Below are 13,695 nucleotides of genomic sequence, written 5' to 3'. Positions count from 1 at the left end.
CGGTTCATGCATCGCGTGAATTGCCCGCAGAAAGTTTGCTGATATCTGCCCTGCCGTGCTGGTCGGGCTGTGGACTGAGGGGGGACGCCTGCCCATAATGTCCCGGCCAATTCACGATTCAGGCGGCGGCCACGACCGCTGCCTATCCATATCAGGAGACACCATGTCATTGTTCGATCTGTCGGGCAAGGTTGCCATCATCACCGGGTCCTCGCGCGGCATTGGCCGGGCCATTGCCGAGCAAATGGCCATCCAGGGCGCCAAGGTCGTCATCTCGTCGCGCAAGACCGAGGCCTGCCAGGAAGTGGCCGATGCCATCAATGCGCAACACGGCGCCGGCACCGCGCTGGCCGTGGCGGCCAATATCTCGTCGAAGGAAGCCTTGCAGAACCTGGTCGACGAAACCAACCGCACCTTCGGCAAGGTGGATATCCTGGTCTGCAACGCTGCCTCGAACCCCTACTACGGGCCGATGAGCGGTGTGTCGGACGACCAGTTCCGCAAGGTGCTGGACAACAACGTGATCTCGAACCACTGGCTGATCCAGATGGTGGCGCCGCAGATGATCGAGCGCAAGGAGGGTTCGATCATCATCGTGTCGTCGATTGGCGGCCTGCGCGGATCGCCCACCATCGGCGTCTACAACGTGTCGAAGGCGGCCGATTTCCAGCTGGCGCGCAACCTGGCCGTGGAGTTCGGGCCGCACAATGTACGCGTGAACTGCATCGCCCCGGGCCTGATCAAGACCGATTTCGCCAAGGCGCTGTGGGACGATCCGGTACGCTACAAGCAGTCCACCGAGAACGCGCCGCTGCGCCGCATCGGCGAGCCGGTGGAAATCGCCGGTGCGGCGTGTTTCCTGGCGTCGGCGGCCAGCACGTTCATGACGGGCCAGGCCATGGTGGTGGACGGGGGCGTCACGATCTGATCTGTTTTGCGCGGGAGGCAACGCATGTCGCAACATCCGCAACATCCGCAGCAACCCTCGCAGGCCGGCCCGCAGTGGCCGGTCATGTCGATTGCCGAGGCGCACGCCCGGCTGACCGCTTCCGGCGCGCCGTTCGAAACCGAGACGCGTGTGATCCGGGGCATTCCCACGACGGTCTGGAAGAACGCGCCGCCCACGCTGCGCGACCTGTTCCTGGTCGCCGCGGCCTGGGGCGAGAAGACGTTCGTGGTCTACGAGGACGAACGCGTCAGCTATCGCGCGTTTGCCCTGGCGGCCACCGCGCTCGCGCACCAGCTGGTGCGCGACGGCGTGCGCAAGGGCGACCGCGTGGCCGTGGCCATGCGCAACCTGCCCGAGTGGCCCGTGGCATTCTATGCCGGGCTACTGACCGGCGCCATCGTCACGCCGCTGAACGCGTGGTGGACCGGCCCCGAACTCGAATACGGGCTGTCGGATTCGGGCAGCCGCATCGCCATCGTCGACCACGAGCGGCTCGACCGCATCCTGGAACACCTGCCCAACTGCCCTGCGCTGGAACGCATCTACGTGTCCCGCGCGCCGGCCGGCACCACGTTCGACGACCCGCGCATCGTGCCGCTGGCCTCGGTGATCGGCGAATCCGACGCCTGGCCGTCACTGCCATCGCAGTCGCTGCCGCTGGTGCCGCTCGACCCCGAAGACGACGCCACGATCTTCTACACGTCGGGCACCACCGGCAAACCCAAGGGTGCCGTCGGCACCCACCGCAATGCCTGCTCGGTGGCCGTCTGCGCGCAGTTCAGCCCGCTGCGCAACCTGCTGCGGCGCGGCGAGCCGGTACCGGAGGCAAATCCCGACGCCCCGCAGAAGGCCGCGCTGCTGGCCGTGCCGTTCTTCCACGTCACGGGTTGCATGTCGGTGCTGAACGGCGCACTGGCAAGCGGCGGCAAGATCGTGCTGATGTATCGCTGGGACACGCTGCGTGCGATGGAGCTGATCGAGCGCGAGCGCTGCACCTCGGCCGGCGGCGTGCCCACCATCGCCTGGCAGATCATCGAGCATCCAAGGCGCGACGAATTCGACCTGACGTCGCTGGAAAACGTCCATTACGGCGGTGCGCCGGCGTCGCCAGAACTGGTCCGCCGGATCAAGGAAGCGTTTCCGAACGCCGCGCCGGGCATCGGCTGGGGCATGACGGAAACATCCGCCACCTTTACGAGCCACAGCGCCGACGAGTACATCCACCGGCCGGATGCCAGCGGGCCAACGCTGCCCATCGGCGAAATGAAGATCGACGACGGCTTCGGCAATGCCCTGCCGACCGGCGAGATCGGCGAACTGATGGTGCGCGGCGCCAACGTCGTACGCGGCTACTGGAACAAGCCCGAGGCCACGGCAAAGACCTTTGTCGACGGATGGCTGCACACCGGCGACGTGGCGCGGCTGGACGAGGAAGGCTTCCTCTACATCGTCGACCGCATGAAGGACATGCTGATCCGCGGCGGCGAGAACATCTACTGCATCGAGGTGGAAAGCGCGCTGTATGCGCATCCGGCCGTCATGGATGCGGCGGTTGTCGGCATTGCGCACCGCACGCTGGGCGAAGAACCGGGCGCCGTGGTCAGCCTGAAGCCGGGCACACAGGTCACCGAAGCCGAGCTGCAGGATTTCGTGCGCCAGCAGCTGGCCGCGTTCAAGGTGCCGGTGCGAATCATCGTCCGCGACGACATGCTGCCCCGCAACCCGAACGGCAAGGTCCTGAAGTCGAACCTGCGCAAGCTGTTCGAATAGGAAGGCGCGGCGTCGCGAGCCTGGCGACGCCGCGAGACCGTTACTTCACCGGAATCGGCGTCCCGGCAGGCACCGGGACGGCCGTTACCGCGTTCTGCGGGCTGCCGCTGACAATCCGGTCCGAATAGGTCAGGTAGACCAGCGTATTGCGCTTGCGATCGACGGCGCGCACCACGTGCAGCGTCTTAAACAGGATCGACATGCGCTCCGAGAACACGTCCTCCTGCGCCTTGAGCGGCCCCTTGAACGCGATCGTACCCACCTGGCGGCAGGCAATCGATGCCTCGGGCGGGTCCTCGGCCATGCCGAACGTGCCCTTGATGCCGCCGGTGCGGGCACGCGACACGTAGCAGGTCACGCCTTCGACCTGCGGATCGTCGTAGGCCTCGATCACGACCTTGTCCGACCCCGTCACGCGGAAATTCGTAGAAACGCTACCGATTTCCTCGGCATGGGCGGCGGCCAGCAGCGTGGCCAAGCCACAGGCCAGCCCGACTGCCACGACATTGCGCAACGGCCTGGGCGTCATTCGGTGGTCGCCCCCTTGATCTCGTCGTGGCGGCGCTCCATTTCCTGGCGCAGCGCGCGGCGCTGCTTGGCGGCTTCGAAACGCTGGCGCTCCACTTCGTCGCGCGGCTGCAGCGGCGGCACTTCGGCCGGCGTGCCGTTGTCGTCCACGGCCACCATCGTGAAATAGCAGCTGTTGGTATGGCGAACCACCTTGCTGCGAATGTTCTCGGTCACCACCTTGATGCCGATTTCCATCGAGCTGCGGCCCGTGAAGTTCACCGCCGCCAGGAACGTCACCAGTTCCCCGACGTGGATCGGCTGGCGGAACACCACCTGGTCGACCGACAGCGTCACGACATAACGCCCGGCATAGCGGCTAGCGCAGGCGTAGGCCACCATATCCAGGTACTTGAGGATCGTGCCGCCGTGGACATTGCCGGAGAAATTGGCCATGTCCGGCGTCATCAGCACGGTCATGGACAGCTGGTGGGACAAATCATTCATCGCAGAAAATCCAGAAATCGAGCCTGAGGCGCGGGCAGTGTAACCCGGTGCGCCGCGTCATGGCATACCGGACGGCGCGTTTTTCCGCTGCCGGGCGCCAGACAGTCTGAATAATCCGCGGGACAAAATAGAAAAGCGGCCCTGCAGGCCGCTTTCTTTACTTCCTGGGACGCGATGCGCTTACTTCTTCTTGTTCACGGCGTCCTTGAAACCCTGGCCGGCCGAGAACTTCACCGTCTTGGCGGCCGGGATCTTGATCGTTTCGCCGGTGCGCGGATTGCGACCGGTACGTGCAGCACGCTTGCCCGAGCTGAAGCTGCCAAAACCCACCAGCGTGACCGAGTCACCCTTCGCGACTGCCTTCTTGATACTGTCCAGCGCAGCGTTCAGCGCGCGCTCGGCGGCGGCGTTGCTGAGTTCTGCTTCCGCGGCGATGGCCGATACCAGTTCACCTTTATTCATGGCTGATTTCCCTTGTTTGGTCGTCGTCACCGGACTTTTCCCAAGTGGCAAAAGTCCGATCGGCGCAGTCTAATCTGCCCTTTGCAGCTTGAGCAATCCCCAGTGGCACCGATGCAACGAAAACTGCCGGAAATCGTTCTCTGACAAGACTTAGCGGGGTTTTTACCCCTCTGTTTTCCGAATCGGCACATCACATTTCGGAGACTGGACGTATCGGACGACGCACTTTGTGAAACCAGCAGAAAGTTGCCGATACTCCACTGAAACACGCAATTTACACCCCCATTTGCCACACTCGTGGCAACGGACGTCATCGCTCTATTTCGGTGCATAAACGCGTCATGCACCATTCGAGTTCCATTCCGCCCTGCGGTATGCGTCGTTTTGGCGCATGCATGCCCCGGAATCGCCCCGCGCCCGTTCGCCCAGGACCTGCTTCCCGGATGCAGCAATCGCCAGTTGTGTGCGTATCGCCCTGATTTGGCGCTGCAGTCCCCGTTTTGCGGCCAAAACTGGAACGCTAATTGCTTGTCCGTGCTCCCATTTTGAGCATGAGGTAACGATGGACAACCTGAAGACAGGGACGGATGCCTTGTTCATCCTGCTGGGCGCGATCATGGTGCTGGCAATGCACGCCGGGTTCGCCTTCCTGGAACTTGGCACGGTTCGCAAGAAGAATCAGGTCAATGCACTGGTAAAGATTCTGGTCGATTTCGCAGTGTCGACACTCGCCTACTTCTTCATCGGCTACACGATTGCCTACGGGGTGCAGTTCTTTGCCGGCGCCGAGACGCTGGCCGAAAAAAATGGTCACGAACTGGTGAAGTTCTTCTTCCTGGCAACGTTTGCCGCGGCCATCCCGGCGATTATTTCGGGCGGCATCGCGGAGCGCTCGCGGTTCAATCCGCAACTGATGGCAACTTTCGTGCTGGTGGGCTTTGTCTATCCGTTCTTCGAGGGCATCGTCTGGAATAACCGCCTGGGCGTGCAGGACTGGCTGGCCTCGGTGACCGGGGCGCCGTTCCACGACTTCGCCGGTTCGGTGGTGGTGCATGCCGTGGGCGGCTGGATCGCCCTGCCCGCCGTGCTGCTGCTGGGCGCGCGCCGTGGCCGTTACCAGAAGGATGGCCGCATCAGCGCGCATCCGCCGTCGAACATCCCGTTCCTGGCGCTGGGCGCCTGGGTGCTGGCAGTGGGCTGGTTCGGCTTCAATGTCATGAGCGCGCAGACCATCGACAAGATCAGTGGCCTGGTAGCCATCAACTCGCTGATGGCGATGGTCGGCGGCACGCTGGCGGCATGGGCGGCCGGCCGCAACGACCCGGGCTTCTCGTACAACGGCCCGCTGGCCGGGCTGGTGGCGGTATGCGCCGGGTCGGACATCATGCATCCGCTGGGCGCGCTGGTAACCGGTGTCGTGGCCGGCGTGCTGTTCGTCCATATGTTCACGCTGGCCCAGAACAAATGGCATATCGACGATGTGCTGGGTGTCTGGCCGCTGCACGGCCTCTGCGGTGCCTGGGGCGGCATTGCCGCGGGCATTTTCGGCAGCCACCTGCTGGGTGGCATGGGCGGCGTATCGCTGGTGTCCCAGGTGGCCGGCACGCTGATGGGTATCGTGGTCGCGCTGGTCGGTGGCACGGTGGTCTACGGCACGCTGAAGAAGCTGGTGGGCATCCGCCTGGACCCGGAAGAGGAATTCAACGGCGCCGACCTGACGCTGCACCGGATCTCGGCCACGCCGGAGCGTGAAACGAACTGGTAACCCACGGATTTGCAAAGCAATGTGTGAAAAAGCGGCCGGGCATTTACCCGGCCGTTTTTACTTGGCGCGCAAAAAAGATTGACTTGAACTTTCGCTGGCGGGCGCCCAATAATGCCCTTGCCCATTCCGTAAACGCCGACACAGGCGTGCCTTGTGATCCTGACATTATCGACAGCACCTTCCGGTTTTGCTGTCCCTGGTTTTTCCTGCCCGTAAATCACAGGAGCATGTTCATGGATACCACCTCGCTGCAAAGCATCCGCGACGTCATTTACAGCTATGCCACCATATTCGGCGTGAAAATACTGGCCGCGCTGGCATTCTGGGTAGTAGGCCGCTGGCTGATCCATTTCGTGGTGCGCCTGGTGCAGAACTCACTGTCCAAGCAAAGCGTCGACCCCACCCTGCTGCGCTATGTCGGATCGATTGTCACCGTCACACTGAATGTGGTGCTGGTGATCGGCATCCTCGGCTATTTCGGCATCCAGACCACCACGTTCGCGGCGCTGATCGCCGCGGCCGGCGTAGCCATCGGCATGGCGTGGTCCGGGCTGATGTCGAACTTCGCCGCCGGCGCCTTCCTGGTTGTCCTGCGTCCGTTCAAGGTGGGCGATTTCGTGACCGTGGGCGGCGTGACCGGTACGGTGCGCGAAATTGGTCTTTTTGCGACGTCACTCGACACCCCGGACAACGTCCTGACCGTGATCGGCAACAACAAGATCTTCAGCGACACGATCCAGAATTTCACGGCCAATCCGTTCCGGCGCGTGGAACTGAAGGCGCAACTGGCCGGCACCACCGACGCGACGGCAGCCATCGCGCTGCTCAAGGAAAAACTGGCGGCCGTCCCGAACGTGCTGGCCGACCCGCCGGTCGACGTCGAGATCCTGGAATTCACGCTGGTGGGCCCGGTGCTGGCGGTACGTCCGTACTGCCATAACGACAACTACTGGCAGGTGTATTTCGATACCAACCGCACCATCCGCGACAGCTTCGGCGCGGCCGGATTCGCCGCCCCGATGCCGGCACAGATGGTGGTCATGCAGAATGCACCGGCGGTGCCGTTGACCCAGCCGGCCAACCAGGCCGCCTGAGCCGGCAAGCGGCAGCGATCAGCCGGGCTGGCGCATGCCGGCCCGCCCGTACAGACGCAGCAGCACGGCGCCGCTGCCGCAGACCGCCATCACCACGGCCAGCGGCAGCGCCGTACCGTCGTGCCAGACGCTGACTGCCGCACCTGCCAGCGTGCCGAAGCCGAACTGGAGTGTGCCCATCAAGGCCGACGCCGTGCCGGCCCGATGGCTCTGATGCGCCAGCGCCAGTGCCGACGCATTGGGCGTGATGCAGCCCAGCCCGGCCAGGAATACGAAGAAGCAGCACAGCAGCACCGGCAGCGAGGCCACGCCCAGCAGCGTGGCGGCTGCCAGCGTCAGGCCCGCCACGCAGGGCGCGATCAGCGCGACACGCAGCACGTCGTCCAGCGCACGGGCGCGCACCAGCTTCGCGTTGACCTGCGACATTGCGATCAGGCCAAATGCGTTGGCCCCGAAAACAAAGCCGTAGTGGGAGGGATCGATGCCATGCAGTTCGATCAGCACGAACGGCGAGCCCGCGATATAGGCGAACATGCCCCCCTGCACGCACCCGGCGGACAGCGAGTAGCCCAGGAATTCACGGTCGCGCAACAGCTCCCAGTAACCGCGCAGCACGGTACCGGGATGCAGCGTGCGGCGGCGCTGCGGGTCCAGCGATTCTTCCATCCGCGTGTGGATCAGCCACAGCAGCAGCACGGCCGCGCCGCAGTGGATCCAGAAGATCGCGCGCCAGCCCGTGGCCGCCAGCACCGCGCCACCGATCAGCGGCGCCAGGATCGGCGCCAGGCCCATCACCAGCATCAGCGACGAAAAGGCCCGCGCGGACTCGCGCGCCTCGAGCCGGTCGCGAATCACCGCACGCGACACCACCAGCCCGGTGCAGCCACCCAGCGCCTGCAGGAAACGCCAGACCATCAGCGACTCCACGCTCGACGCCATCGCGCAACCGGCGGCGGCCACGCCATAGATCGTCAGACCCGCATAGAGCGGCGCCTTGCGCCCGAACCGGTCGCTGACCGGCCCGTAGAACGCCTGTCCGATGGCCAGTCCCACCAGGAACGTACCCAGCGTCAGCTGTACCCTGCCGATATCGGTATGCAGATCGGCCGCCAGCGCCGGGAAGCTGGGCAGGTACATGTCAATGGAGAGCGGCGCGATGGCGGTCAGCGACGCGCAGATCAGCAGCCAGAGCGGAAAGCGCGCGTCGGTGCGCGCGCTTGCGGAGGACGTCATGAAAGGGTTCCGGTAAGACAAGCCGCAATTGTTGCATGGCGGGCAAGCGCTTGGCGGAGCGGGCGTCAAGTCACCAGAAGTACCGTGGAAAATCTGCCGCAAACCGGCTGCCGGTGCGGCACCACGGGTGGCGCTGCTTTCACGTGTGGCGGGGTGGAGGGTACAATGCCTGCCTGTCGGGACGGATGTACCCCAGACCACGCAGTCAGACGCATCGCGGGAGACGGATCACGGGACCCGTCCCCGGCAACGTTATCCTGCATGACCATACGACATACGCCGTTTATTGCTTCGCTGAGCCTGGTTGCACTGGCAGCCTTGCCGTCGTTGCCCGCATGGGCAGCGCCTGGCAGGCCGCCCGCCATGGCACCGGCATCGTCGTCCGCGCCCGTGGCGGTCGACGAAGCCGAGGCCCTGTCACGCATGCTCAAGGGCGCGGCCACCGGACAGAACACCGGTGCGGCCGGCGTCCCCGAACTGCTGCGCAATACCAATCGCCCGGACAGTGTGCTGGCGCGCGCCTGCCGCCAGCTCAACGATATCCTGCCCATCGAGATCGATGGCGAGACGCGCCTGCGCCGCTGCCAGTCGATACCGGGCAAGCACGTGCTGTTTCAGCTGGAACTGACCAACTACCGCGGCCCGATGCTTGACCTGGCCAGCTTCGAGGTGAACTACGCCGCGCCGCTCCAGCGCAACATCTGCGCCAACCGCGACGTGGAAATCCTGACCAAGCTCGGCGTCAGCATGATGTTCCGCTACATGACGCGCAACGACCGCGGCGAGCGCCGCGTGGGCGACGTCTATATCAACGCACCGATCTGCGTGTCGGCGCTGCGCTGAAACGCATCCGTTTGAAACGGGCAAAAAAAACGGCAGGCCTTGAGCCTGCCGTTCTTCATTGCGGGTACCGTCCGCTCATGCCGCCCGTGGCCTCAGGGGCAGCACGTTCGGCGCGCGGCGCAGCAGCACCCGCGTTTCCTTCCACGCGGCGTCCGCCAGCGGCGATCCCCAGACCAGCTCGTGCAGCTTCGACAATGCGAACGGGTCGCCCAGCAGCACATGCTTCTGCGCCGGCGACAGCGAACCCGGGCCATGGGTCAGCGCGTGCTGCACCAGCGATGCATGCTGCAACCTGGCCGGCTCCGGCTGTACCGTGCGCGGCGTGGCCGTGGCGCACATCAGCGCGTTGGTCACGGGATCGACCACGGCATCGACGAAGCGCGGCGTTTCCTGGGCGTTTTCCACATGCTGCTGCGTTTCGACGATCTCGCGCGGCACGTAGGTTTCCTCGGGGATCATGAACAAACCGGCACGGCGCGCGGCGCGACCCAGAGACACACGCGACAGCATTACCGACAGCGGAATCGACATCGCCAGCGAGCCCACGATCGGCAGCAGCCACCAGATGAAGCCCGGGCTCAGCCAGTACACGCCCGCACCCCACACCAGCCCCAGCACCGTGTGCCAGCCGTGGCGGCGGAAAGCTTCGCCCCACGTGGTCTCGGCGTCCTCGCGCGGGGGCGACTTCCACGAAATGCCCCAGCCGCTGTATGCCGCGATCACGAACTTCGTATGGAACAGCATGCGCGTCGGGGCCAGCAGCGCCGAGAGCGTCATTTCGATCAGCATGCTCAGGAACAGGCGCACCACACCACCGTACTGCTTCGCGTCCTTGAGCAGCAGGATCACGCTTGCCAGCTTCGGCAGGAACAGCAGCGTTGCCGTGGCCGAGAACAGCATCAGCGCCTTTTCCGGATGCCATTCGGGCCAGGTCGGGAACAGCTGGTACGGCTTGGTGAAGTACTCGGGCGGCACCAGCGCGTGCTTGGCCAGCGCGGCCGTGGACAGCAGCAGGAACAGGAACCACAGCGGCGCCGACACGTAGGCCATGATGCCGGTCAGGAACACGGCCCGGTGCACGGCATGGAAGCCCTGCTTCATCCACAGCCTGAAGTTCATCAGGTTGCCCTGGCACCAGCGGCGGTCGCGCTTGACCTCGTCCAGCAGGTTCGGCGGCAGTTCCTCGAACGAGCCCGGCAGGTCGTAGGCAATCCACACGCCCCACCCTGCCCGCCGCATCATCGCGGCCTCGACAAAGTCGTGCGACAGGATTTCGCCGGACAGCGGGCCCTTGCCTGGCAGCGGCGCCAGCCCGCAGTGCTCCATGAACGGCTTGATGCGGATGATGGCGTTGTGGCCCCAATAGTGCGACTCGCCAAGCTGCCAGTAATGCAGCCCCGCCGTAAACAACGGGCCATAGACGCGCGTGGAAAACTGCTGCACGCGTGCATACAGCGTGTCGCGGCCCACGGCCAGCGGCGCGGTCTGGATGATGCCCGCGCCCGGGTTGGCTTCCATCAGGCGCGCCAGCGTCGCCAGGCAGTCGCCGCTCATCACGCTGTCGGCGTCCAGCACGATCATGTAGCGGTACTTGTTGCCCCAGCGGCGGCAGAAGTCGGCCACGTTGCCGGTCTTGCGCTTCACGCGGTGGCGGCGCCAGCGATAGAAGATGCGGCCGAAACCGCCCACGGCACGGCACAGCTCGATCCACGCATCGTGCTCGGCGGTGCGCAGGTCCGGATTGCCGCTGTCGGAGAGCACGAAGAAATCGAAGTGCTGCAGCTCGCCCGTGCGTTCCAGCGATTCGTACGTGGCACGCAGGCCCGCGAAGACGCGCGTCACGTCTTCGTTGCAGATCGGCATGATGATCGCCGTCCGCGCGGACGGGTCGAGCGGCGCATCGCTGGCCGCGCTGCGCGAGATCAGGTGCTTGTCGCCCCCCTTGAACAGTACCAGGAAGCCCATCATCGCCGTCCAGAAACCTGCCGAGACCCACGAGAACAGGATCGCGAACAGCGTCAGGATAGCCACTTCGAGCGGATCGGCACCGTGGTACGGCAGCACACGCGACATGAAGTACGTGGCCATGATGGTCTGGCCCACCACCAGCGCCAGCAGGAACCACCGGCGGTGCGAGCCGGCCGGGTGCCACTTGCCTTCGGCGTCGGGGCCGTCGTGCAACGTGTCCCAGGTCTCGGGCACGGGCGGGCGGCCCAGCATCTTGCGCCAGGCATTGCGGATGCCGCCCCAGACGATATGCGGCGGCCACTGGCGCGGCACCATCGAGGCGCGCTCGGGGTCCGGCCCCGTATTCACGCGCACGGTGCCGTCGTCGTTTCGCTGCAGCAGCGGTTCGCCGTCCACCTGCGGGTTGCCATAGGCCATCGCAAAGCGACGACCCACCGATGCGTAGGTTGCCCCGCCCGGGGCGCTACCGTCACTCAAATCTGAAGCTTCCTTGTCCTTCGGATCGCGACCGGCCAGACGCGTCTGCAATTCAATCATGGCCGACGGCACTTCGATACCCTCGGCCGGCACGCTGGACATCAGCGATTTCGGGGTATCGGCCAGCAGTTCGCTACGCAGTTCGGGCGAAGCCGGCAGGCGGTCGACATAGCGCTCGCATGCTGCCGCCGCCTGGGCCGGGCGCTGCTTTAGCCTGGGGGTAAGATGTAGCTCCATGTCTCGGATTGGGTTGTATTGCCGTTGCGAAGATAGCCGCGCAACTCAACCGGCTTGTTCTCGTCCTTGCGTCGCAAGAACATCGTCATGCGCCAGCCACCCGTGGCCTCGTTGCGCTGGACTGTTGTCTTGAGCAGTTCGCCGTTGGCGTCTGCCGATACCACCGGGTCCAGGCGTGCCTCCTCGGGCAGCTTCTTGAACGCGGGGCCTTCGAAATCCACCACCAGCGAGAAACTGGTGTCGTCCTGCTTGCGCGTCAGGCCCTGCCCGCGGCGCGTCTGCGTGACCCACGACAGCGGCGGCAGGTTCTCGCCGTCCTTCTGCCACTTCAGCCGGTACTCGTAGTCGAACGCCTGCTTCGGCTTGGGCGGGTTGTCCGGCACCCAGAACGCCACGATGTTGTCGTTGGTCTCGTCCGGCGTCGGAATCTGCACCAGTTCCACGCGGCCCGAACCCCAGTTGCCCCTGGGCTCGACCCAGCCGCTCGGACGGCGCTCGTACCAGGAACCGATCTCCTGGTAATTGTCGAAATTGCGGTCGCGCTGCATCAGGCCGTAGCCCTGCGGATTGTTCGCGGCGAACGACGTCACCAGCAGGCGCTTGGGATTGACCAGCGGACGCCAGATCCATTCGCCGGTGCCGAGCTGCACCGACAGGCCGTCGGAGTCATGCACCTCGGGGCGGAAATCGGTGGTGGGCGATGGCTGGTTCTCGCCGAACAGGTACATGCTTGTCAGCGGCGCCAGGCCAAGCTTGGTCACATGCTCACGCAGGAACAGGCGAGACTTGACCTCCATCACCGTCTCGTTGCCGGGCTTGATGATGAAGCGGTAGGCGCCGCTCATGCGGCGCGAGTCCATCAGCGCATAGATTGTCAGCTGCTTGTCGTTGGCCGACGGCCGCTCGATCCAGAATTCGGTAAAGCGCGGAAATTCCTCGCCCGAGTTCAGTGCCGTGTCGACGGCCAGGCCGCGGGCCGACAGGCCATACCACTGGTCCTTGCCCAGCGCGCGGAAGTAGCTGGCCCCCAGGAACGACGCCAGTTCGTCCTTGCGCTTGCCCTGGTTCAGCGGATACATCAGCCGGAAACCAGCAAACCCCAGCCCCTTGAGCTTGGCGGGGTCGACCTTGTGCGACCCGTAATTGAACGCGGCCGGGTCGAAGCGGAATTCACGCACGCTGTTGTTGACCACCTCGTTGATCCGCACGGGCTGGTCGAACACCATGCCCTCGTGGAAAAACGAGATCTCGAACGGCAGCCGGGCCCCGCGCCAGGCAAAGCGCTCGGGCTTGTATTCGATCTCGCGATAGCGGTCGTAAGTCAGCTCTTTCAGCTCGCGCGGCAGTTCCTGCACCTTGGGCGGCTTGTACGGCGACGCCGACAGCTGGCGCGCGCGCGCCGCCACGGTCTCGAAATCGAATGCGTGGGCGGTCAGTGCCAGCACGGCCAGCATGCCGCCGCCAATCCAGCGCCCCAGCCCTGACATCCTGCCGGATAAGCGGCGCGCGGGCGCGGCGGTCGGGCGTTGGACAGGGCGGAACGACGTCGGATATGCGGACATGAAGGCCGTAGACAGGGTTGGCAGGGAAGCAGGCGGCCGGACGAAGCGACCGCACCGGAATACGTCAGGAAACTTCAACGAGTGGCTACAGCAAAAGACGGACCAGCGTGCGGCGCATCAGGCGCGGCAATGGTGCGCAGGTCCGATACAGTCGGGACGGGCGCAACGTACGCTTGTCGGGATTGTTGCAATGCGATGCGAAACCTTAACAATTCGAGCCTTAAAAGTCACGTTTCGTCACCGCAACGTTTGCAACAAAATGTCTCGCCTGTGGGCTGGAAGGCGCCTCGCGCGTGCGCTCAAAGGCTGAAGTCAAGCATA

Annotated in this window: 11 protein-coding genes; 5 read left to right on the top strand and 6 right to left on the bottom strand. The window is 64.8% G+C overall.

Going from position 1 to position 13,695, the window contains the following annotated elements:
- The first annotated feature begins 163 nt into the window (after positions 1–163).
- Both ACOABP_RS17945 and ACOABP_RS17940 read left to right on the top strand, forming a co-directional pair.
- Entirely contained in the window at positions 164–928 is a 765-nt protein-coding gene (locus ACOABP_RS17945) for an SDR family oxidoreductase (protein ID WP_474229213.1), read from the top strand.
- A 24-nt stretch (positions 929–952) separates the two neighbouring features.
- Positions 953–2,719: a class I adenylate-forming enzyme family protein gene (locus ACOABP_RS17940; RefSeq protein WP_474229212.1), complete on the top strand. Its 1,767-nt coding sequence runs from the start codon at positions 953–955 to the stop codon at positions 2,717–2,719.
- A 40-nt stretch (positions 2,720–2,759) separates the two neighbouring features.
- Here the strand turns inward: ACOABP_RS17940 and ACOABP_RS17935 are convergent, their stop codons facing one another.
- The 3 genes from ACOABP_RS17935 to ACOABP_RS17925 form a co-directional block, all read right to left on the bottom strand.
- Complete coding sequence (locus tag ACOABP_RS17935) at positions 2,760–3,248, bottom strand: CreA family protein (protein ID WP_474229210.1); 489 nt, start codon at positions 3,246–3,248, stop codon at positions 2,760–2,762.
- Positions 3,245–3,733, bottom strand: coding sequence for an acyl-CoA thioesterase (locus ACOABP_RS17930; RefSeq protein WP_092601105.1), 489 nt, complete (start codon positions 3,731–3,733; stop codon positions 3,245–3,247). Before ACOABP_RS17930 ends, ACOABP_RS17935 begins: the two co-directional genes overlap by 4 nt.
- Positions 3,734–3,913: 180 nt before the next feature.
- Positions 3,914–4,195, bottom strand: coding sequence for an HU family DNA-binding protein (locus ACOABP_RS17925; RefSeq protein WP_008651272.1), 282 nt, complete (start codon positions 4,193–4,195; stop codon positions 3,914–3,916).
- A 562-nt stretch (positions 4,196–4,757) separates the two neighbouring features.
- On the opposite strand from ACOABP_RS17925, the gene ACOABP_RS17920 reads away from it, so the two are divergent.
- Both ACOABP_RS17920 and ACOABP_RS17915 read left to right on the top strand, forming a co-directional pair.
- Complete coding sequence (locus tag ACOABP_RS17920) at positions 4,758–5,960, top strand: ammonium transporter (RefSeq protein WP_474229207.1); 1,203 nt, start codon at positions 4,758–4,760, stop codon at positions 5,958–5,960.
- Between the two features lie 233 nt (positions 5,961–6,193).
- Positions 6,194–7,054: a mechanosensitive ion channel family protein gene (locus ACOABP_RS17915; RefSeq protein ID WP_474229206.1), complete on the top strand. Its 861-nt coding sequence runs from the start codon at positions 6,194–6,196 to the stop codon at positions 7,052–7,054.
- Positions 7,055–7,072: 18 nt separating this feature from the next.
- Here the strand turns inward: ACOABP_RS17915 and ACOABP_RS17910 are convergent, their stop codons facing one another.
- Positions 7,073–8,287, bottom strand: a complete 1,215-nt coding sequence (locus ACOABP_RS17910; RefSeq protein ID WP_474229205.1) for a Bcr/CflA family multidrug efflux MFS transporter — start codon at positions 8,285–8,287, stop codon at positions 7,073–7,075.
- Positions 8,288–8,548: 261 nt separating this feature from the next.
- Between ACOABP_RS17910 and ACOABP_RS17905 the strand changes: the two genes are divergently transcribed.
- The gene (locus ACOABP_RS17905; protein ID WP_474229203.1) at positions 8,549–9,130 is read left to right on the top strand and encodes a hypothetical protein; all 582 of its coding nucleotides are present in this window, start codon (positions 8,549–8,551) and stop codon (positions 9,128–9,130) included.
- Between the two features lie 75 nt (positions 9,131–9,205).
- Here the strand turns inward: ACOABP_RS17905 and mdoH are convergent, their stop codons facing one another.
- Positions 9,206–11,812: a glucans biosynthesis glucosyltransferase MdoH gene (mdoH, locus tag ACOABP_RS17900; protein ID WP_474229202.1), complete on the bottom strand. Its 2,607-nt coding sequence runs from the start codon at positions 11,810–11,812 to the stop codon at positions 9,206–9,208.
- Positions 11,785–13,299 (bottom strand): glucan biosynthesis protein G, encoded by a 1,515-nt coding sequence (locus ACOABP_RS17895; RefSeq protein WP_474229200.1) that lies wholly within the window; start codon positions 13,297–13,299, stop codon positions 11,785–11,787. Before ACOABP_RS17895 ends, mdoH begins: the two co-directional genes overlap by 28 nt.
- Positions 13,300–13,695: the final 396 nt, after the last annotated feature.

The sequence above is a fragment of the Cupriavidus sp. HE11 genome, assembly GCF_056097175.1.
This window is presented reverse-complemented; position numbering and strand designations above follow the sequence as displayed.